At 70.7% G+C, this 24,810-nt stretch carries 14 protein-coding genes; 8 read left to right on the forward strand and 6 right to left on the reverse strand.

Going from position 1 to position 24,810, the window contains the following annotated elements; all coding sequences use genetic code 11:
* Positions 1 to 145: 145 nt before the first annotated feature.
* Entirely contained in the window at positions 146 to 1,681 is a 1,536-nt protein-coding gene (locus ACFVRO_RS06395) for an alpha-N-arabinofuranosidase (protein ID WP_386950485.1), read from the reverse strand.
* A gap of 108 nt (positions 1,682 to 1,789) precedes the next feature.
* Complete coding sequence (locus ACFVRO_RS06400) at positions 1,790 to 2,836, reverse strand: LacI family DNA-binding transcriptional regulator (protein ID WP_386950488.1); 1,047 nt, start codon at positions 2,834 to 2,836, stop codon at positions 1,790 to 1,792.
* 78 nt (positions 2,837 to 2,914) lie between these two features.
* Here ACFVRO_RS06400 and ACFVRO_RS06405 point away from each other — a divergent pair, with 78 nt between their 5' ends.
* Positions 2,915 to 4,192, forward strand: a complete 1,278-nt coding sequence (locus ACFVRO_RS06405) for an FAD-binding protein (protein WP_386950491.1) — start codon at positions 2,915 to 2,917, stop codon at positions 4,190 to 4,192.
* 10 nt (positions 4,193 to 4,202) lie between these two features.
* Here the strand turns inward: ACFVRO_RS06405 and ACFVRO_RS06410 are convergent, their stop codons facing one another.
* Positions 4,203 to 5,138, reverse strand: coding sequence for an aminoglycoside phosphotransferase family protein (locus tag ACFVRO_RS06410; RefSeq protein ID WP_386950493.1), 936 nt, complete (start codon positions 5,136 to 5,138; stop codon positions 4,203 to 4,205).
* Between the two features lie 172 nt (positions 5,139 to 5,310).
* On the opposite strand from ACFVRO_RS06410, the gene ACFVRO_RS06415 reads away from it, so the two are divergent.
* Positions 5,311 to 5,727, forward strand: a complete 417-nt coding sequence (locus ACFVRO_RS06415; RefSeq protein ID WP_386950496.1) for a VOC family protein — start codon at positions 5,311 to 5,313, stop codon at positions 5,725 to 5,727.
* Between the two features lie 24 nt (positions 5,728 to 5,751).
* On the opposite strand, the gene ACFVRO_RS06420 is transcribed toward ACFVRO_RS06415, so the two are convergent.
* The 3 genes from ACFVRO_RS06420 to ACFVRO_RS06430 all read right to left on the reverse strand — a co-directional run bounded on the left by ACFVRO_RS06420 (position 5,752) and on the right by ACFVRO_RS06430 (position 13,089).
* A complete protein-coding gene (locus ACFVRO_RS06420; RefSeq protein ID WP_386950499.1) occupies positions 5,752 to 7,083 on the reverse strand; it encodes a DUF3892 domain-containing protein in 1,332 nt (443 codons plus the stop codon).
* Between the two features lie 124 nt (positions 7,084 to 7,207).
* Positions 7,208 to 10,114 carry an immunoglobulin-like domain-containing protein gene (locus ACFVRO_RS06425; RefSeq protein WP_386950502.1) on the reverse strand — a complete coding sequence of 969 codons (2,907 nt, stop codon included), beginning with the start codon at positions 10,112 to 10,114 and terminating at the stop codon, positions 7,208 to 7,210.
* 14 nt (positions 10,115 to 10,128) lie between these two features.
* Positions 10,129 to 13,089 carry an immunoglobulin-like domain-containing protein gene (locus tag ACFVRO_RS06430; protein WP_386950505.1) on the reverse strand — a complete coding sequence of 987 codons (2,961 nt, stop codon included), beginning with the start codon at positions 13,087 to 13,089 and terminating at the stop codon, positions 10,129 to 10,131.
* 358 nt (positions 13,090 to 13,447) lie between these two features.
* Here ACFVRO_RS06430 and ACFVRO_RS06435 point away from each other — a divergent pair, with 358 nt between their 5' ends.
* From ACFVRO_RS06435 to ACFVRO_RS06460, 6 genes are all read left to right on the forward strand, one after another.
* Entirely contained in the window at positions 13,448 to 14,077 is a 630-nt protein-coding gene (locus ACFVRO_RS06435) for a hypothetical protein (protein ID WP_105677078.1), read from the forward strand.
* A 26-nt stretch (positions 14,078 to 14,103) separates the two neighbouring features.
* Positions 14,104 to 15,174: a hypothetical protein gene (locus ACFVRO_RS06440; RefSeq protein ID WP_386950507.1), complete on the forward strand. Its 1,071-nt coding sequence runs from the start codon at positions 14,104 to 14,106 to the stop codon at positions 15,172 to 15,174.
* A complete protein-coding gene (locus ACFVRO_RS06445) occupies positions 15,171 to 15,440 on the forward strand; it encodes a hypothetical protein (protein ID WP_386950510.1) in 270 nt (89 codons plus the stop codon). The genes ACFVRO_RS06440 and ACFVRO_RS06445 overlap by 4 nt, the downstream gene beginning before the upstream one ends.
* A gap of 72 nt (positions 15,441 to 15,512) precedes the next feature.
* Entirely contained in the window at positions 15,513 to 19,847 is a 4,335-nt protein-coding gene (locus tag ACFVRO_RS06450) for a family 43 glycosylhydrolase (protein ID WP_386950513.1), read from the forward strand.
* Positions 19,848 to 19,966: 119 nt separating this feature from the next.
* Positions 19,967 to 20,983, forward strand: coding sequence for a LacI family DNA-binding transcriptional regulator (locus ACFVRO_RS06455; protein ID WP_386950516.1), 1,017 nt, complete (start codon positions 19,967 to 19,969; stop codon positions 20,981 to 20,983).
* A gap of 167 nt (positions 20,984 to 21,150) precedes the next feature.
* Complete coding sequence (locus tag ACFVRO_RS06460) at positions 21,151 to 24,735, forward strand: glycoside hydrolase (RefSeq protein ID WP_386950519.1); 3,585 nt, start codon at positions 21,151 to 21,153, stop codon at positions 24,733 to 24,735.
* Positions 24,736 to 24,810 lie beyond the last annotated feature (75 nt).

Genomic DNA, 24,810 nt, shown 5'->3' on the forward strand with positions numbered 1-24,810 from the left:
GAAGGCCCCGATATCGATGGATATCGGGGCCTTCTCCGCGCCAGACCTTTCGGCCGGCTCAGGGACCCGGTTCCGGCGTGGCGAGGGCACTTCGACAGGCTCAGCGCACCAGCGGGTCGCTGAGCCGGCCGAGGCGTCTCCGGCGTCAGGCCCGCGTCGCATCCAGCTCGATGACCGACCACGACAGCGGAGGAAGGGTGGCGCGCACGGCGTCGCCGACGACCTCGGCGGCCGCGAGCGGCACCATGTGCACGGCGTCGGGGGTGGTCTCGAGGTTCGCGGTGCGGCGGTCGCCGCCCTCCGGCACCGTCAGTGTCTCGGCCTGGCGCAGGCGCACGTCGCCCAGGCCGTGCAGGTCGATCGTGAGGTCGTTCTGCTCCTCCAGCGAGCGGTTGGCGACGAACACCACGAGCCTGCCCGACTCCTCGTCCCAGGTCGCCGCGGCATCGATGGAGTCCACGCCGCCGTAGCGCTTCGTCTCGATCTGCGAGGCGGTCACGGCGAGGCGCAGGATGCGGCCCTTCGCGAGGCGCGCCATGCGCTCGAAGGGCCAGAAGCTGGTCTGGCGCCAGGCCGGGCCGTTCTCCTCCGCCCTGATCGGCGCGATCACGTTGACGAGCTGGGCCTGGTTGGCGATCTTCACGCGATCGCCGTGCCGCAGGAGGCTGTTCAGCAGGGTGCCGACGACGACGGCATCCGTCACCGAGTAGGTGTCCTCGATGATCCGCGGGTGCTGTCGCCACCCGGCCGCGGCGATCTCGGCCGCCTCGACCTCGTTGTACCGCACCTGATCCCACACGTTCCACTCGTCGAACGAGATGTCGACCTGCTTCGTGTGCTTTCCGGCGGCCTTGACCGCGTCCACCGTGGCGATGACGCCCTCGATGAACGCGTCCATGTCGACGGACTCGGCGAGGAAGGACGCGGCATCCCCGTCATGCTCCTGGTAGTAGGCGTGCATCGAGATGTAGTCGACCTCGTCGTACGCGTGGGTGAGCACGGTGTGCTCCCAGGAGCCGAACGTCGGCATGGAGCGACTGGACGAGCCCACGGCGACGAGCTCGATCGTCGGGTCGACCAGCTTCATGGCCTTCGCGGACTCCTGCGCCAGCCGGCCGTACTCGGCCGCGGTCTTGCCGCCGATCTGCCACGGTCCGTCGAGTTCGTTGCCCAGGCACCAGAGCGTGATGTCGAACGGCTGCTCGGCGCCGTTCTTCCGGCGGAGGTCCGACCAGTACGTGCCGCCGGGGTGGTTGGCGTACTCGACGAGGGCGCGGGCCTCCTCGACCCCGCGGGTGCCGAGGTTGACGGCCTCCATGACCTCGGCGCCCGCCTCCTTCGCCCAGTCCATGAACTCGTGCAGACCGAAGGCGTTCGTCTCGATCGTGTGCCAGGCGCCGTCGATGCGCACGGGGCGGTCGGCCACCGGACCCACCCCGTCTTCCCAGCGGTAGCCGGAGACGAAGTTGCCGCCGGGGTAGCGCACCACCGTCGGGCCCATCTCCTTCACGAGGGCGAGCACGTCCGTGCGGAAGCCGCGCTCGTCGGCCAGCGGGTGCCCTGGCTCGTAGATGCCGGTGTAGACGCAGCGTCCCATGTGCTCGACGAACGACCCGAAGAGTCTCCGGGGGACGTCGCCGATCGTGAAGTCGCGGTCGACGGTGATGCGGGCCTGGGTCATCGCTCTCCTTGGATCCGAGTCCGACGCCGAACGGGAACGGCGCGAATCTCCATCATTACATCGATGTAATCGAGGAGCAAGGATGCCGTCGGCATCCGTCCGCACCCGTCAGGGGCGGTAGCCGCGAGGACGGCCCTGCGTACTCGCGCGCTCTTCCAGCCGATGCGGCAGGGTGACCCCCCGAGGGGCGGCGCCGCGGTCGTCGATGCGGGACTCGAGGAGTCCGAGCGCGGCGTCGGCGACGGCTCGGCGCTCGAACGCGATCGTCGTGAGGGCGGGGGAGGCGAAGCGCGAGAACTCGATGTCGTCGAAGCCGGTCACGATCACGTCGCCCGGCACGCTCACGCCGCGTTCGTGCAGGGCGTGCAGCGCGCCGAGCGCGAGGGCATCGGTGAACGCGATGATCGCGTCGAACGCGACGCGGCGTTCGTAGAGCGTCCGCACGGCGTCGGCTCCTCCGGTCGCGGCCCAGTGGAGCGGGTTGATCTCGAGGGCGGGATCGCGGGCGATGCCCGCCTCGCGGAGGGCGTCGTGCACGCCTTCCAGTCGGAGGCGGCTCGTCGCGGTGGCCGCGGCCGGGTCGTCGTCGGCGCCGACCACCGCGATCCGGGTGGCCCCGCGGGACAGCACGTGCCTGGTCGCGTCCGCCGCGGCCCGGCGGCTGTCGATCCTGACGTGGTCGGCCCTGTTCTGCTCGACCTCGCCGATCACCACGAGGGGCGGCAGTCGATCGGCGTACTTCAGGACGCTGTCCTCCAGCCGGATGGGGTTGAGGATCAGACCGTCGACGAGGCGGGCGCGAGCCCGGGAGACGAGCTCCTTCTCCCGCTCCGGCACCGACGCGGTCTCCTCGATCTGCACGGCGAGCCCCCTCTCGTGAGCGGCCTCGACGATGTGCTGCACGAGCTCGGCGGAGAACGCGCTGGCGAGGTCGGGGAGGGCGACGGCGATGATCCCCGAGCGGCCTTTGCGCAGTCCGCGGGCGCTGAGGTTCGGCACGAAGTCGAGCTGGGCCATCGCCGACTCGACCCTCGTGCGCGTCTCCTCGCGGACGGCGACGGCGCCCGTCACGACGTTCGACACCGTCTTGATCGACACGCCGGCGAGAGCGGCGACGTCCTTCATGGTGGCGCGCGGCGGCAGCATCGCTGTCATCCGGTCAGCCTATCCTCCGGCCCTCGCTCCGCCGACCTGCATCGATGTAATCCTCCGCGTGGAGGCTACGATGACGCCATGAGCATCGAGCGCAACTGGGCGGGCAACGTCGTGTACCGGGCGTCGTCCGTCGAGCATCCGGAGTCGGTCGACGAGCTGCGCGATCTGCTCGGGCGCGGCGGCCCCGTGCGGATGCTCGGCTCCCGCCACTGCTTCACCGACATCGCCGACACCGACGGCGTGCTGATCGCGCTCGACCGGATGCCTCGCCGCATCGAGGTCTCTCCGCGGCGCGACACCGTGCGCGTGTCGGGGGCCCTCCGCTACGGCGACCTCGCTCCCGTCCTGGAGGAGCAGGGTCTCGCCCTCGCGAACCTCGCCTCTCTGCCCCACATCTCCGTCGCCGGCGCGGTCGCGACGGGCACCCACGGCTCCGGCGACGCGATCGGCTCCCTCGCGAGCGCCGTCAGCGGGCTCACGATCATGACCCCGGCGGGGGAGATCGTGGAGCTGACTCGGGGCGACGAGGGCTTCGACGGGGCCGTCGTGTCGCTCGGGGCGCTGGGCGCCGTCGTCGATCTGACGCTCGACGTCGAGCCGACCTATCAGGTCGCCCAGCACGTGTACGAGCATCCGTCGTGGGAGGCGATCCTCGCCGATCTCGACGCCGTCACCGGCGCGGGCACCAGCGTGAGCATCTTCACGACCTGGCAGCGCACCGACGTCGCCGACCAGATCTGGATCAAGCAGCGCGTCCCGGCGTCGAGGGCCGAGGCCCGCAGCCAGCAGTCGTCGAGGGACAGTCTCGCCACCGCGCTCGGCGCCGAGGCCGCCGACGGCGAACGGCATCCGATCCTCGGCGTGGACCCCGCGGCCTGCACCGAGCAGGAGGGCGTCGCCGGTCCGTGGTTCCAGCGGCTGCCGCACTTCCGTCTGGAGTTCACGCCCTCCGCCGGAGCGGAGATCCAGAGCGAGTTCCTCGTCGCGCGAGCGGATGCGGTCGCCGCGATCTCCGCCGTGCGCGCGCTCGCCGACCGCATCGCCCCGCTGCTGCTGGTCACCGAGATCCGCACGGTGCGCGCCGACGAACTGTGGCTGAGTTCGTCGTTCGGGACGGATGCCGTCGGCATTCACTTCACGTGGAAGCCGGAGGAGGAGGCCGTGCGCGCTCTGCTCCCCGTGATCGAGGCGGCGCTGCCCGCCTCCGCGCGCCCGCACTGGGGCAAGGTCTTCACGCTCGACGCCGCCGAGGTGCGGGCTCGTTACCCGCGGTGGGACGACTTCGCGGCACTGGCCGCCGCCTACGACCCGGATCGCCGTCTCGTGGGTCCGTACCTGGAGCGGCTCGGGCTCTGAGCGGAGCGCCTCAGGGCGTGCGCCGCAGCTCCGGCGCCGCGAGGATGCGCGACAGCGTGCGGCGGCCGAGCTCGCTCATCGTCGGGTGCGACTCGCGGTAGTACCAGACCAGACCCATCGCCTGCTGCAGCGCCCAGGCGGCTCCGCGCCGCCACACGAGCTCCTCGTCCCTCGATGCCGAGGGGTCCGCGCTGCGCAGCGCCTCGCGGAAGACCGCCCTGGCGTCGGCGTCCAGGAGATGCCAGCCGGAGACGAGATCGAGGGCGGGGTCGGCCGCAGCGAAGCCGCCTCCGTCGAGCACGCCGCTCAGCCGCTCGCCGTCGAGGAGCAGGTTCGCCGGGATCAGGTCGCCGTGCGACATCACATCGGGGCCGGACGAGGGGAGCACACGCAGCTCTCGCCACAGCGCCCGAAGTTCGTCCACCGGGAGGAGCCCCTCGCTCTCACGGAAGCAGAGGTCGAGCCAGTCGTCGGAGTCGGGGAGGTGGCCGCCGCGTCCATTCCCGGAGAAGACGCGGCCCCTCGTGTCGGCGCGGCGGAGGGCGGAGACGAGCGCCGCGAGGTCGCGGGCGAACACGGGGGAGTGCGCCGCGGCATCCGGGGACGCGACCTCGCCGGGGATCCAGGTCTGGACCGACCAGGGCAGCGGGTAGCCGCGTCCGGGGGCGCCGATCGCGAGGGGGACCGGGGTCGGCACGGTGGCGTGCGCGGCGAGCTCGTGCATCGCGGCGGACTCCGCGGCCAGGGTCGCCGTCGTCTCCTCCGGGTCGGCGGCGACGAGCGGGAAGCGCGCCGCGGCGCCGTCTCCGATGCGGAAGATCGCGTTCACGGTACCGGCGACGGCGATGCGGCGCACCGGCTGGTCACGCCACCGCGGGAACTGCTCGTGGATCAGCGCGGCTGCCATCTCGGTCTCGATGAGCAGCTCGTCGTCGTGCAGGGGCATGGGGCCATCCTGTCGCATGCCCGAGGTCTCCTCTCGGCCCGCACGGCAGGAAGGACCGTTTCGCGTCATGAATCGCGCGTCGAGGAGTCTCATCTGGTGAAGGCGCAGAAAGATCGCTGCCCTGCACCGCGCCTCGATCCTCGGTGCAGGCGACCCATCATCGGAGAATCACGTGACCACGCTCAACCCCTACATCTCCTTCCACCAGAACGCCCGCGAGGCGATGACCTTCTACCAGAGCGCTCTCGGCGGAGAGCTGCGCATCGACACGTTCGAGAACTACGACATGGGCCTGCCCCCGAACGAGAAGCACCTCGTCATGCACGCTCAGCTGGAGACGCCCGACGGCCTCACCCTGATGGGCGCCGACACCCCCAGCCACATGCCGTACGCCGCCCCGGCGGGCATCTCGGTGTCGGTCAGCGGCGATGACGAAGCGCGCCTGGAGAGCATCTGGAACGCGCTCGCCGCGACCGGCACGATCACGGTGCCGTTCGAGACGCCGCCGTGGGGCGGCCGTTTCGGCATGCTCACCGACGCGTTCGGCATCGGCTGGATGGTCGCGCTGAACGCGACCGCCACGGCGTAGCGAGAGCGGCGGGGCGGCTTCCGCTCAGGTGACCGCCCAGTCCAGGGTCGCCCCGTCGTCATCTCCGTCGAACTGCCTGGTCGGGCTGGCGTACACGCAGTCCACATCGGTCGGGTCGCCCGTGGAGCAGTACGGCATCTGCGGATCGATCGCTGCCACGGTGAAGAGATGGCCCTCCTCGAAGGAGACGGTCTCCGTCGCCTCGTAGTCGACGGTCGTCTCGTGCGACCACGCCCCGGTGGAATGGTCGAACAGCCAGATGTCGAGCGCCGCCTGCCGGTTGGACCGGTTCTCGATGCGCAGCTCCTTCACCCCCGTCGGCGCGGTGATCCGCTGCGTGGTCAGCACGACCCCGCTGCTGCGCCTGACCCTGCTCCCCGCCGCCGGGGACTGGGACTCGACCTGCAGATTCGTGTTCACGTCGACGGGCCCGATCAGCGTGACCTGCAGGGGCACGGCCCACAGCGCGGTGAGCGCGGCATCCAGGCGCTGTCCGATCACGCCGGGCACCGTCACCTGGTCGCTCGGCGGCTGCACAGGAGGAGACGTGGGCTCCACGAGCGTGAAGCCCACCGCCTGACCGCCCGTCTGCGTCCTCCCGCCCATCAGGCAGTTCACGTTGATCGACGTCGCCGTGACCGCGCACCCGTAGCGGCGCTTGCGCCATTCGGAGCGGGTGGGGCGCACGTGCATCCGTGCCTCCGTCATGCGGCTCGGCTTGGTCGGATCCGGTGTCCCGTCCGGATGCGTCAGCACGTAGTCGATCGAGCACCACCCCCGGCCCGCCTCCTCGATCGAACGCCGGGGCTCCGGCGCATCCGTCGTCACCACGGGGAGCACCACGGGATCGACCGCGCCGATCTGGGCGGGGAAAGGCACCAGCACGTCCAGACGGAACGTCGGCGGATTCCCGTCGTGGAACCCCTGCGGCACCGGGATCATGAGCGAGGAGCCCACGGCGTGATCGCCCGTGAACAGCGTCTCCCACCGCCGGTTGCGCAGCACCTGGATCGAGCGGACGCGGGTCTGCGCCATGGCAGACGCGCCGGGCAGGCTCAGCGGGAACCCGGGCATCAGACCCGCCAGCGGGGCGGGGTTCACGGGCAGCGAGTCGAGGTTGTTCGGCGTCCAGCTGTCGGGGATCGTCGTCAGGTGCCGCTGACCGCCGCTCCCGCGCACGACGACCATCGCGTACCGGTCTCCGACGTGGGTGAAGAAGTCCCAGAGGCGGGAGTCGATCGCGGCCACCGCCTCCCCGACCGTCAGCCCCCACGGCATCCCCGTCGCGGTCGCACCGCCGATGTGGGTGATGTGACCGTCGCGGTCCTTTCCGACCCAGAGCACGGGAACGCACATGATGACCTCCTCCGAGAGACTGTGTAGAGGAGGAGCCGCGACGCGCTGATCTGATACACGTCGGGCCGATGCGGAGCAGCTCCGCATCGGCCCGACGAGGCTCACGCCCGCGAGTGCGACGGCGTCAGCAGGTGCGCCCGGCGAACGAGGCGGATGCCGCAGCGATGCCGTCGACCGAGGCCTGCACCTGACCGGCCGCGATCGAGGCCGCCCTGGTCGTGTAGGTCACGGTCGTGCTCTTGCCTCCGGCGACGTCCACGATGCGCTCGCCGTAGGGCGAGGCCAGGGCGACCTCGGCGGCGGAGGCCGCCGCGTTCGACACCTTCGCGGTCACGACGACCTTGCCGGCGACGCAGCGGGACGACACGTCGAGACCGACGCCCGGCGTGACCGTGACGGTGGCCGTGACCGGCATCCGCGAATCGTCCTGCGCGATGCCGCGCACCGTGAAGGCGCCGGGGGACGCGTAGTCGGCCGGGTCCACTCCCGCCCAGGCGACGTCGACCGTGGAGGTCGCGCCGCTCGCGGTCGTCAGCACGGCCTTCGGCAGCGAGGGTGCGCGACCGGCGGTGGTGGATGCCGTGATCGGGGCGACCTCGGTCACCGCGATCTCCGGCGCGAAGCCCTCGAGCACCGTCTGGTACTCGGCGCGGGTGACCGGGATCACCGTGCCGTGGCGCGGCTTTCCTCCGTCGCTGTTCTGCGGCAGGTTCGCGCGCAGGATGGACCCGAGCGGCTGCCACGACGATCCGTTCGCGATGTCGTCCGACCCGAACGGGATGTAGTGGTTCGGCCCGCCGTGGTAGTTCGGCTGATCGATGAACAGGTACCACTCGAAGCCGTTCACGTCTCCCGGGTTGGAGGGGAAGATGCTCGGTCCCTCGCCGCTGGAGTACGTGCCTCCCGGCTCGCCGTTCGGCAGTCCGGTCGCGATCTGCTCCTTGACCAGCGTCCACTGGTCGGCGGCGCCGGAGGTTCCGGGCAGCGCACCGGAGATGGTCGCGAGGAGGTCGGTCGACTTCTCCTCGCGGAGGGTCATCGACGCCTCGTCCTTCGTGAAGCGGTAGTACACGCCGTCCTCCTTCGCGACCGTGGAGTCGATCAGGCCCTTGCCCGTGCCGCGCGGCACGTCCGACCACACCTGCGGCTCCGAGAAGGTCACGAAGTCGTCGGTGGTCGCGTACATCATGCGGTTGTAGGTCACCGCGGTGCGGCTCGCGGCGTCGGTCGTCGGGTACAGGTTCGACGCCCAGAAGACCACGTAGCGGCCGAGCTCGTCGTCCCAGTACGCCTCGGGCGCCCAGGTGTTGCCGGCGTAGGCGGAGGACACCTGCACGTGGCGCTGCGCCGACCAGTTCACGAGGTCGGTGGACTCCCACACCTCGATGAACAGCGACCCGGAGATCTGCGCGGTCGTGAAGCCGCCGGCGAGGCCGTCGATCTTCAGGTCGGTGGCGAGCATGTAGAACTTGTCGCCCTCGTGCGAGCGGATGATGAACGGATCGCGCAGGCCCTGCGTGCCCTGCGAGGACGCGAAGATCGGCTCCCCGTCGTTCAGGGTGTTCCAGCGCAGCGCGTCGTCGCCCTTCGAGGCGGCGAGGCTGACGCGCTCGGCGCCCGCCCCCTCACCCGTGAAGAACGCCCACACGTACGCCTCGGGGTCTCCCGCGTCCGCCGGCTGCGGGCGCACGGTCAGCGTGAACTGGCGGCTCGCGGTGGCTGCTCCGCTCGTCGCCGTCGCGGACAGCACGACGGTCGCGGCGGCGGCATCGACCGCGGGGCGCGTGATCGACACGGTCGCGACGCCGGCCTTGACGCCCTCGCGGAGGGTCGCCGCGGCGCCACCGGAGACGACGGTCCAGTTCAGGGTCGAGCCGTGGGCCCCGCTCGTCGGAACCGAGAACGACGTGCGGACGTCGTCCTGAGCGGCGATCGAGATGGCGGCGATGTCGGCATCCGCCTTCGCCTGCGCCGACAGCTCGGCCGGGATCGTCACGGAGAACGTCCGGGTCGTCGTGGCCCCACCCAGCGTGAAGGTCGCGGTGAGGGTGACGACGGCATCGGCGGAGCCGGGAGCCGGTCGCGTCACGGTGGCGGCTCCGCCCGACACCTGCACGGCGGCGGCGTCGGACGCCCACGAGATCGCCACACCGCTGCTGCTGGTCGGCAGGGTGAAGGACGCGGTCGCCGAGCCAGGCACCGAGACCGCTGCGACGGCCCGGTCGAGCGCCTGGTCGGAGAAGACCTGCTGCACCTGCGCCGCGCTGAGAGCGGTGGAGTAGACGGCGAAGTCGTCGACGTCGCCCGCCCATCCGTTGTCGTTGTAGGTCGAGCGGCCGAGGTACGACACGAGCGACGAGCCGAACGACGCCACGGAGCGCGCGATCGGCACGGACGAGATCTGCGCGCCGTTGACGTACGTCGTGAGCGTGCCGGCGACGCCGTCGATCACGGTCGTGTACAGCGCAGGGCCCGAGGGTGTGCGGATGCCGCTGCTCGCCGCGTTCGTGGCGCCGGCTCCGACCTCGGTGCCCCAGGGCGCCGAGGCGTTCGTCGCGTTCGTCACGACCGACTTCACGTAGCCGTTCGGATTCGTCGGGTTCAACAGCCAGTATCCGCTGGAGTAGTTCGCACCGGAGGCGACGGGGGCGCCGATGAAGGCGGCCGCCGTGTTGGCGGCCCCCGACCTGCCGGTGAGCCAGGTCGACACGGTCAGCTGCTGCGCCCCGACGAGCCCGGCCGTCGGGATCTCGAGGTAGCCCGCGGTGGCCTTGGCACCTCCGGGCAGCGTGAGCTGCCCGTTCTGCACGGTGGCGCCGGTCTGCTTGATCACGCCGTCGTAGCCGTTGCCCGATGCGTCGCCGACGGTGCCGCCGGCGGCGGAGTCGAACGTGTAGTGGATGAGCGGTGCGGGGCCGCTCGCGGCGACCGAGGCGGTGTGCGTGGACACCGCTCCGATCGCCACGATGGTCGCCGTGGCGGCGACGATGGCCGCCGTCTTCCTGATGCTCCTGGAGAGCAGGGTCGTCATGTTCTCTTCTCCGATCAGCCGCAGGCGCCGGCGGGGATGGGGGTGGTGGCTCCGTAGGTCTGCCCGTCCGCGCCCGTGGCGGTCACGGCGACCGTTCCGGCGGGGACCGTGGCCAGGCGGCTCGCGAACGACGCCGACGTCGAGGCGCCAGCCGCGAGCGAGACCGTCTTCGAGCCGTACGGGGTCGCGACGGTCACGTCGGCGCGGACCGCCGAGGCGTTGTGCACGGCGACGACGACCTGCGCCTTGCCGGCGACGCAGCGGAGCGTGGCGTTCGCGGTGATCGTCAGGCCGTCCACGGGGGCGGCGGCCGAGGCGGAGGTCGAGACGAGTCCGTCGCGGTAGCCGTCGTACGTCGCGGTGACGCTGGTCACCCCGGCGGGCACGGTGACCGTCGCCGTACCGGCGCTCAGCGCGACCGTGGTGCTCCAGGAGCCGCCGGCGAAGGTCACGGTGCCGGCGACGTCTCCGCCGTCTGCGGCGGAGACGGATGCCGTCGCCTGCCGACCGTTCACCGTGAGAGCCGTCGCCGAGGAGACGGCCGCGATCGACGTCCAGTCGTGCATCGCGGTGAGCACGGTCTGCGGGACGCTGACGAACGCGCCGTGCCGCGGGCTCGCGGGGAGTCCGCCCTGGGGTCGCACGTTCCAGGTGGAGCGCTGCGAGAGGCGGTTCGACTGGCTGCTCGAGGCGATCTCGTCGCCCGTGGTCACGAACGCGCGGTAGCCGCCGGCGCCGTAGTTGTCGACGAGGAAGACGTAGCCGTCGCCGCTCGTGTTGTTCGGGTCGCCCTCGTTGAGCTTGATGATCTCGGGACCCTCTCCGGCCTGCCCGGTCTCGAGGCTCGTCATGCGGGTGTCGGTGAGCTGCCAGGTCTGGGTCGGGTCGGCGCTCCAGTTCGACGAGGTGGTCGGCGCGGTGAGGACCTTCGAGCGCTCGAGGAAGATGTCCTTGCCCGCCTCGAGGGTGCCGGCGGCGCCGGACTCCTCGTTCTTCGTGAAGCGGTAGTAGTAGTCGCCGATCTTCGTGACGGTCGAGTCGATGCGCGCGTAGCCGGTGTCCTGCCAGCTCGCGGGCGGCGAGGTGAACGTCTGGAAGTCGCGGGTGAGCACGGCGAACATGCGGGCGTAGAGCTTGTCCGTGTTCGTGTGGGAGGCGTCGGAGTACAGGCGCGAGGCGAAGAACACGACGTAGGACTGCAGCTCGTCGTCCCAGTACGCCTCGGGGGCCCAGGTCATGCCGGCCTCGGGCTGGTTGATCGTGATGCCGGTGTTCTCGCCGTTGGTGCGGTCCCAGTGCACGAGGTCGGTCGATTCCCAGACCTCGACCTTGAGGCTGCCCTGCGACTGCGCGGGGCCCCAGCCGGTGCCGCAGCCGATGCAGAGGTCGGTGGCGATCATGTAGTACTTGTCGCCGTCGTGCGAGCGCAGGATGTACGGGTCGCGCAGACCCTTGGTGTCTGCGGTCGAGGCGATCACGGGGTTGCCGCCGTTGACGGGGGAGAACGTGAAGAAGTCGTTGCCGCTGGTCGCCGCCTGGTAGATCTTCTCGTCGCTGTCGGACTTGAAGTAGGCGCTGGCGTAGCCGGCATCCGGGGCGGTGCGGCCGTGCTCGGCGACCGTCACGGCGAACTCGCGGTGCACGGTCGTGCCGTTCAGTGTCGCGTGCGCGGTGAGGGTGACCTCGCGGTCGCCGGCGCCGTATGCGGGGCGCTCGACGAGGCCGCCGCCGCGGTACGGGTCGGCCATGCCGACGGCGGGTGCCACGTAGGCGGGGTCGGTGGGGGTGACCAGGGCGGCGTCGGACGAGGTCCACGTGATGGTCGATCCGTCGACGGCGCCCTTCGTGACGAGCGGGAGGTTCTCGGTGGTGCGCGGGGCGATCGAGAGCGCATCGAGGTCGGCGGAAGCGGATGCCGCGGCGACGGTCACGAAGAACGTGATCGGCGAGCCCTGGGCGGGGGTCGCGGTGAGGGTCACGGCGGTGTCGGAGGTGACGGAGCGGGACACCACACCGGTGTTCGAGATCACCGAGGGGGCCGAGGACGACCAGGTGAGCGCGACGCCGTTGGAGGAGACGGGGAGCACGAGGTTGCTGCGCACGGCGTCGAGGGAGCTGTTCGCGCCGACGATGATCGGCAGCAGATCGGAGCGGAGCAGGCCCTGGGTGGTGGCGGCCTTCTGGCCGGACGTGGGCATGCTCGCCGCGACCTGCGCGGCCGTGAGCGAGGTGTCCCAGAACTTCACGTCGGTGACGTCGGCCTGCAGCAGCGCGTCGCCCGTGTAGAGCGAGCGTCCGAGGTAGCCGAGCGTGCTGCCTGTGGGGACGATCGAGCTGAGGTTGTACGCGTGCGTGGCGGTCGAGATGACCTGGCCGTCGCGGTACAGGGTGAGCGTGCTGCCGCTGCCGACCATGGTGAGGGTGGTGAAGCCGGGGTTCAGGCCGCCGCCCGCGGGCAGGCGCACCTCGCCGTTGCTGCTTCCCGACTTCACGCGGATGCCGGAGAGCACCTGGTTCGCGTAGGAGCCCTCCGCGGAGCGGGGGTTCACGAACACGTGGTTGCCGAGCTGGGTGGTGTTCCACGCGCCGACGCCGTCGCCGATGACCCATCCGAACTGGTTGGTCGCGGTCTGCGTCGCCACGGTGTACTCGACGGTGAAGTCGTTGTCGGCGCCGGTGACGAGTCCCTGGGGGAGGCTCGCGTACCCGTCCTTCTTGAACCTCAGCACGGCGTCGCCCGACGCGTCGACGAACGACGCGTCGGTGAATCCGGTGAGCGCGGCGTTGCGGCCGTTGCCCGACACGTCGATCAGCGCCTGACCGGAGTGCGACATGTCGTAGTGCGCGGCCGGTGCCGGCACGTCGGCCGCGAACGCCGCCGAGGGGGCGAACGCGCAGACGGATGCCGCCAGCGAGCCGATCACGCCGGCGGCGAGCATCCGGCGGCGTCGAGGTGGTCGGGTGGGTGCGCTCATGGGCGGTACTCCTTGTCGTCGTTGACGGGCGTGCGGCAGGGCTCCGGCTGCGCCTGGTGAGCCCTCGGGTGGGCTTCCTCGGGGAATGTTAGCGGACACAACACCGAAAAGACAGGGGTCGACGAAACGGTCTCGATCGTGGATCCCGATGCTGGCGTGCACGCGCGGCCGTATGCTACAGTCGGCCCGTTACCGGTAACAGACAGTGATCGGTAGACGCCACGCCCACTGCTGGGAGTGGAAGCGGCAAGGACGCCCATGCAGTTCCTGCCCGAATCCGAGGAGCGCACCCGACAGCTCCTCGGCTGATCGTCGATTCGGTGCGGCATCCGCCGGCCGAGGAACTGGAGAAACGAAGATGATGAAGAAGGGCACCGCAGCACGCTGCGCAGCCGGAATCCTGGGCGGGCTGCTGCTCGTCGGCGTCGGCTCGGCCGCCTTCGCCGAGTTCCCCGACGCCGAGGACACCGACGGCGTCGACGTCAAGGTCGACATCGCCCCCACCGCGAACGGCGCGCTCAGCCTCACCGTCGCGAACACCGAGACCACGCTCACCGAGAGCGGGACGACGGCATCCTTCCGGCAGTTCACCGGCGCCCTGCCGAACGTGACCGTCACCGACACCCGCACCGACGTCCCCGCCGGCGTCGCCTGGTACGTCGTCGGTCAGGCGGGGGACTTCGTCGGCACCGCCGGCCAGCCGAACATCACCCCCGACCACCTCGGCTGGGCTCCGGCCGTCGTCACGGCCAACGACGGCGAGGTCGCACCCGGCGACGTCGTCGACACCTCGCTCGACTCCGGTCAGAACGCGGTCGGCCTCGCCGGTCAGGAGCTGCTCTACCTGGCTCTCGACTCCGCCGACGCCAAGGCCGTCTCCGGGCAGTGGACCGCGAACGCCAACCTCGTGCTGAAGACCCCGGTCACCGTGGCGCCCGGGTCGTACACCTCGCTGCTCACGCTGTCCCTCTTCGAAGACGCGTACTGATCCCCCCATCGTCTGCCGGTGACGCCATGACCTCTCCCACCCCCACCCCGCTCGCACTGTGCGCCGCCGTCCTCGTGGCCGCGTTCGGCGTGCTCGGAGTCTCCTCGGTCGCCCAGGCCGAGGAGGCGCCGAGCGACGCGGTCTCGTGGTCGGTGTCACCGGCGGACGAATCGGGTCCTGACGGCCGCACCTCGGTCGAGCACGAGCTCGACCCCGGCGAGAGCGTCGACGACCACATCGTCGTGCGCAACCTCGGCTCGGCCGACGTCGTCTTCCACCTCGCTGCGGCAGACGGCTACTACACGCCCGCCGGCCGGTTCGACATGCTGCCCTCCGACCAGGAGTCCGTGGCCGCAGGCACCTGGATCACGCTCCCCGACGAGGTCTCCGTCCCCGCGGGCGGTGCCGTCGTGGTGCCGTTCACGGTCGCGGTGCCCGACAACGCCGAACCCGGCGACCACGCGGCGGGAGTCGCGGCATCCGTGCTGTCGATCCAGAAGGACGACGCCGGCGGCACCGGGGTCGGTGTCGAGAGCCGCGTCGGGATCAAGGTGATGACCCGCGTCACCGGCGAGATCGCTCCTGCGTTCGCGGTCCGCAACCTCAGCGCCGACTACGAGATGACCTGGAATCCGTTCAGAGCGGGGTCGGCCACCGTGTCGTTCGACGTGGCCAACACCGGCAACACCCGACTGGATGCCGCGGGCGAGCTCAGCATCGCCGGACAGACCATCGCGTTCCCCGCCGAAGGGGAGCGCCGCCAGGAGATCCTTCCCGGCGAGAGCCGCACCTTCACGATCGCGGTGCCGGACGTGTGGCCGCTCGTCGCCGTCGGCGGAGACCTGCGGATCACCCCGTCGTCGTCGACGCTCGACGGCGACCCCCTCGCGGTCGACGCCTCGACCACGCCCGTCACGGTCTGGGCGATGCCGTGGCCGCAGCTCGGCCTCGTGGCCGGCGCGGCCCTCCTGATCATCGCGCTCCTCTGGAACCGCATCCGCTCCCGGCGCCGCATGGAGGCGCTCCTCCGCACCGCGCGGGAGCGCGGACGCGAAGAGGCGCTCGACGAGGCCCGCCGAGAGGAGGCCGTGCGGTGATCGCATCGATCCTCGCCGGGGCCGCGGGCGCCGCAGCGGCCGTCGATGCCGAGGGCGACTCCGCAGCCGACGGCGTGCGCGGCGTGCAGATCCACGTCGACATCTCTCCGCTCGACTGCGTCGGCGCCTGCGTCGGCGGTCAGCTCCCCGGCACCGGCGCCGACGTGCCCGTCACGATCCTGCTCGTCGGCGCGCTGCTCGTCGGGATCGGCATCGCCCTTCTCGTCACTCGACTCCTCATCCGCCGTCGCCGCCACGGCGACTGACCTCCCAGAGGGCGGCCGACGCCGACCGCTCCGCAGACCATGGCCGACGACGGCCGCACAGAAGGAGATGCAATGACGCAACGCTTCGCCGCCAGGGCCGTCGCAGGCCTGGCGACCCTCGTGCTCGGCATCGGCGGCGCCGTGGTCGCCGTCTCGCCGGCATCCGCGGCCGACACCCTCGTCGCCTACTACCCGCTCAGCGAGACGACGGGAACCGTCGCGGCCGATGCCTCCGGCTCCGGACGGAACGCGACCTACGTCGGCGCGCCGACGCTCGCGGGTGGAGAGGGCGTCCGCCTCGACGGGGTCGACGACCATGTGAAGCTCCCCGACAACCTCCTCGCCGGACTCACCTCGATCACGGTGAGCGCGGAGGTCCTGGTGCGGCAGGCGCAGGCGACCCCGTACTTCATCTACGGCTTCGGCAACACCGACGCCTCCGGGGTCGGCAACGGCTACCTCTACTCCACGGGCAACCCGTACAAGGCCTCCATCGCGAGCGGCAACTGGTCGACGGAGCAGACGGTCGGCGGTTCCGGCGCGAACCTCCCGCGCGACGTCTGGAAGACCCTGACCTACACGCTCGACGACGCCACCGACACCGCCCGCATCTACCTCGACGGGGTGCAGGTGGCGCAGAACACCGCGGTGACGCTGACCCCCGCGGCGATCGGGGGCGGCGTGACGACCGCGAACTACCTCGGTCGATCGGTGTACAACGCCGACAGGACCCTCGCGGGCAGCCTCCGCGACGTGCGCATCTACAGCAGCGCGCTGAGCGCAGGCGATGTCGCCGCGCTCGTCCCCACCGACGCGATCAGGATGCAGCGGGATGCCGCGGGGCTCTCCCTCGGCGACCTCTCGCAGGTCGCAGCCGACCTGGCTCTTCCGAGCGCGGGGGCGAACGGGTCGACGATCTCGTGGGCGTCGAGCGACACCGCGCGCATCAGCGCGAGCGGCGTCGTCACCCGCCCGGCGGCCGGCAGCGCGTCGGCGCACGTCGTCCTCACCGCGACGGTGGTCCGCGGGGCCTCCGCCACGACGCGCACGTTCGACGCCACGGTGCTCCCCCTGCCCGGCGGCGACGCCCTCGCCCAGGCGGACCTCGACGGCATCACGATCCCGAACGCCGACGACATCCGCGGCAACATCACCCTCCCCGCGACGGGCGCGGTCAACGGCAGCAGCATCGTGTGGTCCGCGTCGCCTCAGGGCGTCATCTCCACGACCGCGCAGGACGGCAGGGCGCCGGGCGTCGTGACCAGGGGGAGCGCCGACGCCGCGGTCACCCTCACCGCGACAGTACCGGGGACGACGGCGCAGCGCTCGCTCGCGGTGACCGTCGCCGCGGCCCCCGCAGGGCTCGATCGGGACTACACTGCGGGCTATCTGTGGACGCACTTCGCGACGGAGGGCGGCTACGAGAAGATCTTCTTCGGTCACAGCGACGACGGCCTGCACTGGTCGAAGCTGAACGACGACAAGTCGATCCTCGCGAACCTCGCGGGTGACCTCGGCGTGCGCGATCCGCACCTGGTGCGGGCCCCCGAGGGCGACAAGTACTGGATCATCGGCACCGATCTCCATGCCGAGGGCGGCGGTGCGGGCGGCTCGGGCTGGAACCAGCTCACCGCGAGCCAGAACATCGTCGTCTGGGAGTCGACCGACCTCGTCACCTGGAGCGATCAGCGCATCGTCTTCGCCGGGTTCGACAAGGCCGGGTGCGTCTGGGCGCCCGAGGCGATCTACAACGAGGCCACGGGCGAGTACTACGTGTACTGGTCTGCCCGCGATCAGCGCGACGACGGCACGAACGACTGGGCCCTGCGCGTCTACCTCACCAAGACCCGGGACTTCGTGACCTTCACCGAGCCCGAGATCTGGGCCTCCCTGAACGACCGCGGCGACGGTGCGACAGGACCGAACATCATCGACTCCACGATCGCCAAGGAGGGCGACACCTACTACCGGTTCTCCACCTCGGACTGGAACACCGTGGTCGACACGGCCACGAGCCTCGACGGCCCGTGGACCACCGTGATCGCCTCGGGGCAGGCGGCGTCCCACGGCCTGCGGGCGTCGATGGAGGGGCTCACGGTCTATCAGCTGCCCGACGGGCGCTGGTCGGTCATGGGCGACCAGAACGCGTACTACGGCCACACCGCCGACACGCTCGCGAGCCTGCAGTTCACCCAGCTGAGCAGCGGCGCCGGCGCGAACCAGTACTCCTTCGACCAGAAGTTCCGTCACGGCTCCGTCATCCGACTCTCACAGGCCGAGGAGGAGAGGCTGCTCGCGGCCTACGGCCCCGATCGCGTCGAGCCGGAGGAGCCGCAGGAGCAGCCTATCGCGGAGTACACCTTCGACGACGGCACCCTGAAGGACTCCGCCGGGACGGCGGACCTCACCGCCTTCGGCACCGCGGCGGTGGCGACGGATGCCGTCAAGGGCAAGGCGCTCCGCCTGGACGGCAGCTCCGGCGGATACGCCGCCTTCCCCACGGGCTTCTTCGACGGTCGCAGCACCATGACGGTGTCGATGGACGTGAAGTCGGAGAAGACCAGCGGCAACTTCTTCACCTTCGCGATGGGTGCGGACACCACCAGGTACCACTTCCTCCGCGTCCGCGGGGGAGACGTCCGCAGCGCCATCACCCAGAGCTCCTGGCAGAACGAGTCGGCCGTCACCGGAACGGTCTCGGCCGGGCAGTGGCACCGGATCGACGTGGTCTTCGACGGAACGACGATGAAGGTGTACTCCGACGGGGTCAAGCTGGGTGAGAACTCGACGCTCGGGGCGACCGTGCAGCAGCTCGGCTCGAACCTCTCCGGCTACCTCGGCAGATCCTTCTACGGGGCCGACGAGTACTTCAAGGGATGGTTCGACGACGTGCGCATCTACAACCGCGCGCTGAGCGACACCGAGATCCTCGGGAACGCGGGGGTCACCGATCAGCTCATCAACCTGTCCCTCGCCGACCCCGCCGCCCTCAAGGTCGCGCCGCTGGTCGACGGAACCGCTCACACCGCGACCCTTCCTGTGGTCAAGGGGACGGACCTCGCCGCCCTCGCCCCGACGTTCGGCACGGCGGCCGGGGTGACGGTGTCTCCGGCATCCGGCACGGTCGTCGACCTGCGCACGCCGAAGACGTACACGCTCACCGCGCCAGGGGGCGCGACCACGACGTGGACGATCACGGCGACCGTCGTGAACAGCCCGGTGCTGCCGGGGCTGTACGCCGACCCGAACATCGCGGTGTTCGGCGACACGTACTTCATCTACGCGACCTCCGACGGCTACGCCGGCTGGGGCGGCAAGGAGTTCTACGTCTGGAGCTCGAAGAACCTGGTCGACTGGACACGCTCCGACGAGCCGTTCCTCACTCTCGACGGAGCGAACGGCGACGTGCCGTGGGCCACGGGCAACGCGTGGGCTCCGACGATCATCGAGCGGGACGGGAAGTACTACTTCTACTTCAGCGGCCACAACGCGGCCCTGAACCGCAAGACGATCGGCGTCGCCGTCGCCGACAGCCCGTACGGGCCGTTCGTCGCGCAGCCGCAGGCGATGATCCTCAACAACGAGGCCGTCACCTCGGGGCAGGCGATCGACCCCGCGGCGTTCCACGACCCCGTGACGGGGAAGTGGTACCTCGGATGGGGCAACGGCTCCCCGGTGCTCGCCGAGCTGAACGACGACATGATCTCCATCAAGGCCGGCACCTATCAGCGGATCAGCGGACTGACGGACTTCCGCGAAGGCGTCTTCTTCAACTACCGCAACGGTCTGTACCACCTGACGTACGCGATCGACGACACCGGCTCGGAGAACTACCGCGTCGGCTACGCGACGGCGACGAGCATGACCGGACCGTGGACGTACCGCGGGGTGATCCTGCAGAAGGACCTCTCCCTCGGCATCAAGGGCCCTGGCCACAGCTCGATCATCAACGTGCCGGGGACCGACGACTGGTACATCGCCTATCACCGCTTCGCGATCCCCGGCGGCAACGGCAACAACCGCGAGACCACGATCGACAGGGTGGAGTTCGGAGCCGACGGCCTGATCAAAGCGGTGGTGCCGACGCTGGAGAGCGTCGCTCCGCAGCTGATCGAACCGCAGGCGCCGATGCCGGAGGTGTCGGTGGTGGCGACCACGCGGTGCACCGCAGGCAAGGTGACGCTCGTCGTGCAGGTGAAGAACACGGGGGAGACCCCCGTCGCCCTCGAACTCGCCACGGCCTACGGCACACGGGCGGTCGAATCCGTGGCCGTCGACGCGTCGACCTCGCAGACGCTGTCGACCCGTCTCGCCGGCATCCCCGCCGGGTCGGTGTCGGTGACCGCGACCGTCGACGGGCGCTCGGTCGTGGCGACCGCCGGGTACGTCGCGCGCAGCTGCGGCTGACACCGGCAGAACCGACGGAGTCTCCGCCCGCGGGGTGACCCGCGGGCGGAAACTCCGTGTTTCTGTGCCCCGCGCAGTAATGTCGTGTTTGTTGCCGGTCACATGGTCAGGGGGAAAGCGTGAGCACAGACGGAGGCGGGCCGCGCAAGCCGAGCATCTACGATGTGGCGGATCGCGCCGGAGTGTCGCACATGACCGTCTCGCGCGTGCTCAACGGGCACCCGAACATCCGCGCATCCACGCGGGAGAAGGTGATGAACGCGATCGCCGAGATGAGCTACACGCGCAGCTCGATCGCCAGGGCCCTCGCCACCAACCGCACGATGCGCATCGGCGCCCTGATCGACAACCCCGGCTACTTCGGACCCAGCAGCACCCTGCGCGCGATCGAGGTCGCCGCGCGCGAGTACGGCTACGCCGTGAGTTCGTTCTCCGTGGGCGACGGGGAGGACCGCCGTGTCGACGCCGGGGTCATGGAGCTCATCACCCAGGGGGTCGACGCCCTGTGCGTCATCGCCCCCCGCGCCTCGTCCCTCGACCTGCTGCGACGTCAGTCGATCGGCGTGCCGACGCTGGTCGTCAAGGAGGAGCCCGACGAGGAGATGCACACGGCATCCGTCGATCAGCGCGCGGGCGCGACGGCGGCGGTGCGCCACCTGATCGATCTCGGACACCGCTCGATCCTGCACGTCGCCGGTCCGCCGGACTGGTTCGACGCCAAGGCGCGGACCGAGGCCTGGCGCGCGGTGCTCGAGGAGGCCGGTCTTCCCGTGGCCGAGCCGATGATCGGCGACTGGTCGTCGGATTCGGGGTACGCGTTCGGCACGAGCGTCGAGCTCGGCGACGCCACGGCCGTCTTCGTCGCGAACGACCAGATGGCCCTCGGGCTCATGCACGGCCTCGCCGAGCGCGGCATCCGGGTGCCAGACGACGTGAGCGTCGTCGGTTTCGACGATGTGCCGGATGCTCGGCACTACCTGCCCCCGCTCACGACGGTCCGCCAGGACTTCGCGCTGCTCGGCAGGCTCGTCATCGGGGAGCTGCTCTCGGCGATCGAGGGTGGCGAGACGGAGGAGCGCGAGCTGATCCAGCCCGAGCTCAAGCTGCGCGCGTCGACCGCCGCTCCGCGGAGCTGAGCCGACTCCTCTCGCGCTCATCGAGGCGCCGGATCGCGGCACGCCCATTCGGCGACGGCCCCGGGGTGTCCCCTGAGGCGACGCGCCTGTTGACGTGAGAGCGGGGTGTCCCTATGCTCACTGTTACCGCTCACTGTTGACGTCAACACATACTCTGAGGACAGACGATGAAGTCGAAGAGAACCATTGCCGCGCTCGGGATCTGCGCCCTCGGCGCCGGTGCGCTCGCGACCGGCGCCCCCGCGGCGCAGGCGGCTGCGATCCCGCTCACCATCACCCCCAACCCCGGCTACGCGTCATCCCCGTTCGAGGGATGGGGGACCAGCCTCGTCTGGTTCGCGAACGCGACGGGTGGCTACCCCGACGACGTCCGGCAGGATCTGCTCGACAAGGTCTTCGGCGAGGACGGGCTCAACCTCAACATCGCCCGGTACAACATCGGCGGAGGCAACGCGACCGACGTGCCGGGGTATCTGCGCCCCGGCGGCGCCGTGGAGGGCTGGTGGAACCCCGATCTCGCGAGCTCGACGTACGCCGACCGCGCGGAGTACCGTGCGGCCTGGGACGGCGACGACCCGGCGAGCTACGACTTCGACGCCGATGAGACCCAGCGCTGGTGGATCGACGCCCTGAAGGACCGCGTCACGCACTGGGAGGCGTTCAGCAACTCGCCGCCCTACTTCCTCACCCAGAGCGGCTACGTCTCGGGCGGCATCGGCAACGGCAACGCGGAGCAGCTGTCCGCCGCCGACATGGACGCGTACGCGGACTACCTCGTGACGGTCGTCGAGCGCCTCGAGCAGGAGCACGGCATCGACTTCGCCAGCCTCGATCCGTTCAACGAGCCCAACACGAACTACTGGTCCACCACTCTCGGACCCGACGGCTGGCCCACCTCGGCGAGCCGGCAGGAGGGCGCACACATCGGACCGGCCGCCCAGGACGCGATGATCAAGGTCCTCGCCGACCGCCTGGCGGAGCCCGGCACCGCCACCGACGTGCCGATCTCGGCGATGGACGAGACGAACCCGTCGATCTTCGCGACCAACTGGAACGCGTGGAGCGACGAGTCCAAGGCCGAGGTCGACCAGTTGAACGTGCACACCTACGGCACCTCAGGGCGCCTCGTGGTGAGGGACATCGCGAAGAGCGCCGACAAGCCGCTGTGGATGAGCGAGGTCGAGGGCGACTGGGACGGCACCGGCTACAACCTCACCAACATCGAGAACGGCCTCGGGATGGCCGGTCGCATCGTCGACGACCTGCGCGAGCTGGAGCCGAGCGCCTGGGTGTTCTGGCAGCCGGTCGAAGACACCTACAACATGCAGAAGGTCGAGAACAAGAACTGGGGATCGGTGTTCGTCGACTTCGACTGCAACGCCGACGGCGACTCCGTGCGGCGCATCGCCGACGGCGAGGCCGACCCGAGCTGCCGCGTCCAGACCAACGCGAAGTTCAACACCGTGCGCAACTTCACGCACTACATCCGTCCGGGAGACGCCCTCATCCCGTCGGGCGACGCGCAGACCACCGCGGCCGTCTCGGCCTCCGGCGACGCCGCGACCCTCGTGCACGTGAACACGGAGTCCTCGGCGCGTGAGCTCACGCTCGACCTCTCGCGCTTCGGCGCCGTGGCGGCAGGGGCGACCGTGACGCCGATCGTGACCACGCAGTCGACGGCCGCGAACCCCACGAGCAACGCGCTCGTGGCGGGAGCGCCCGTCGCGGTCGACGCGGCCACCCGCACCGCGAAGGTCACCGTCCCCGCGAAGTCGGTGACGACGCTCCTGATCTCCGGGGTCTCCGGCGTCGCCGACGAGGCCGCCTCGCTGCGCGACGGCCACAGCTACCAGCTGTTCGGCGTACAGAGCGGCAAGGCGCTCGCCGCGAACGGCACGGCGGCGGTCATCCGCACCCCCGCCACCACCTCGGATGCCGCGACCGCCCAGACCTGGACCGTGCGGACCCTGTCGGGGGAGGGCGCCGATCGGCACCGCTTCGCCCTGCAGTCGGGTGACGGCAGGTTCCTCGCCGAGTCCGGCGGAGGGGTGACCGTGGTCTCCGCCACGCCGGAGCAGGCGGCATCCGATCCCGCCCTGCAGTGGATCTCGTCCACCGCCGACGGCTCGACGTTCTCGCTGCTCAGCGTCTCGGGCGAGCGCGTGCTCGACGTGAACGGGCAGAGCTCCGCCGATGGCGCGAGCGTGGGGCTGTGGACCTCGAACGACGGGGCGAACCAGCGTTGGACGCTCGCCGACACCGAACTGGTCGAGGTGCAGAAGGTCACGACGGGTGCGGTGCAGGGCACGGCCCCGACGCTCCCGCCCACGGTGGCGCTGACCTATCGGGGTGGTGTCGAGCGCACCGCCGCCGTCACGTGGGACACGGCGGGGGCCGACTGGTCGACGCCCGGTACCAGGACGATCGGCGGGACGGGCGTCGACCTCTTCGGCGCCGCCTTCACGGCCACGGCGATCGTCGAGGTCGGGTCCGTGGCGATCACCGATCCGGTGTCCGTCACGACGTACGCGGGTGCACCGCTGTCCTCGGTGCGAGCCTCGGCGCCGGCGACGGCGCCCGCCGTGATCGGCGCCACCGACCAGCGGCTGCCCGTCGACGTCACCTGGGACTGGAGCGGCGTCGCCGACTCCTCGTTCGCCACTCCCGGCGTCGTCACCGTGCCGGGGTCGGCACGCGCGCCGGGCGGCGGAGCGCTCACGGCGACCCTGTCGGTGATCGTGACCGTTCCGTCGACGCGGAACGTCGCCCCGGCGAGCACGGCATCCGCGACCTTCACCGAGAGCTCCACCTACGGCGCTGACCGCACGAAGAACGGCCTCACCACGGACAAGGGATGGTCGAACTGGAGGTCGGGCACGAAGAACACGCAGGACACGCTGACCTACGCGCTGACCCGCACCGAGACGATGCAGAGCGCGAGGATCTTCTTCTACAAGGACGGCTCGTCGAACAGCTGGCCGCAGTCGCTCTCCGTGCAGTACCGCCTCGGCGCCGGCCCCTGGACGACGATCGGATCCCTCGTCGACGTCCCCGTCCCGGCGGACGGCTCCGCTCCTGTGGTCGACGTGCCGCTGGGCTCCGTGCAGGCCGATGCCGTGAGGGTGGTCATGAACGCCCGCGCCGCCACTCACATGATCGTGTCGGAGGTCGAGCTGCAGGCATCCGCCCCCGGCGTCTCCTCGGTGGACACGCTCGCCGCGATCACCCTGGACGGCGCGCCGCTGCAGGGCTTCGCATCGGCGACGACCGCGTACGAGGTGCCGTGGCCCGCGGGCGAGCAGCGTCCGGTGCTGCGCGCGGTCGCGACCGACGGAGCGGCTGCCGTCGCGGTCACGCAGGCCGGTGACTCCGGGGTCGCCTCGGTGCTCGTCACGGCGCCCTCCGGCGCGTCCAAGACCTACGACGTCGCCTTCGTCGACAGGGTCGGCCCCACGCTCGATGCGACGCTGCTCGGCAGCGTGCGCTGCGTGGCGGGCAAGGCGCAGCTCGTCCTCACGGTGACCAACACCGGAGACATCGCGACCGACGTGACCGTCACGACGCCGTACGGCTCGAGGGCGTTCTCGGAGCTCTCCCCGCAGGCGAGCGCGTCCGCAGCGCAGTCGACGAGGCTCGCCGTCGTCCCGGCGGGGAGCGCGCAGATCGTGCTGAGGGCGGATGTCGACGGGGTGCACCATGAGCGCACCCTGCCGTTCGCCCTCCCGGCAGGCGGGTGCGGCGCGGCGCGCTGACCCATCGCCGACGGAGGGGCGTCGAGGCCGGGAGACCGTCCTCGGCGCCCCTCTCGTCACGACGGCGTAACGACG

Source organism: Microbacterium sp. NPDC057944 (assembly GCF_042887445.1).
GTDB classification, from domain to species: Bacteria; Actinomycetota; Actinomycetes; order Actinomycetales; family Microbacteriaceae; genus Microbacterium; species Microbacterium natoriense.

Coding starts and splice junctions, on each gene's coding strand:
- ACFVRO_RS06420 (WP_386950499.1), bottom strand. CDS start 7,083: ATGTGCGTTCCCGTGCTCTGGGTCGGAAAGGACCGCGACGGTCACATC.
- ACFVRO_RS06400 (WP_386950488.1), bottom strand. CDS start 2,836: ATGACAGCGATGCTGCCGCCGCGCGCCACCATGAAGGACGTCGCCGCT.
- ACFVRO_RS06425 (WP_386950502.1), bottom strand. CDS start 10,114: ATGACGACCCTGCTCTCCAGGAGCATCAGGAAGACGGCGGCCATCGTC.
- ACFVRO_RS06435 (WP_105677078.1), top strand. CDS start 13,448: ATGATGAAGAAGGGCACCGCAGCACGCTGCGCAGCCGGAATCCTGGGC.
- ACFVRO_RS06410 (WP_386950493.1), bottom strand. CDS start 5,138: ATGCCCCTGCACGACGACGAGCTGCTCATCGAGACCGAGATGGCAGCC.
- ACFVRO_RS06430 (WP_386950505.1), bottom strand. CDS start 13,089: ATGAGCGCACCCACCCGACCACCTCGACGCCGCCGGATGCTCGCCGCC.
- ACFVRO_RS06405 (WP_386950491.1), top strand. CDS start 2,915: ATGAGCATCGAGCGCAACTGGGCGGGCAACGTCGTGTACCGGGCGTCG.
- ACFVRO_RS06450 (WP_386950513.1), top strand. CDS start 15,513: ATGACGCAACGCTTCGCCGCCAGGGCCGTCGCAGGCCTGGCGACCCTC.
- ACFVRO_RS06395 (WP_386950485.1), bottom strand. CDS start 1,681: ATGACCCAGGCCCGCATCACCGTCGACCGCGACTTCACGATCGGCGAC.
- ACFVRO_RS06440 (WP_386950507.1), top strand. CDS start 14,104: ATGACCTCTCCCACCCCCACCCCGCTCGCACTGTGCGCCGCCGTCCTC.
- ACFVRO_RS06460 (WP_386950519.1), top strand. CDS start 21,151: ATGAAGTCGAAGAGAACCATTGCCGCGCTCGGGATCTGCGCCCTCGGC.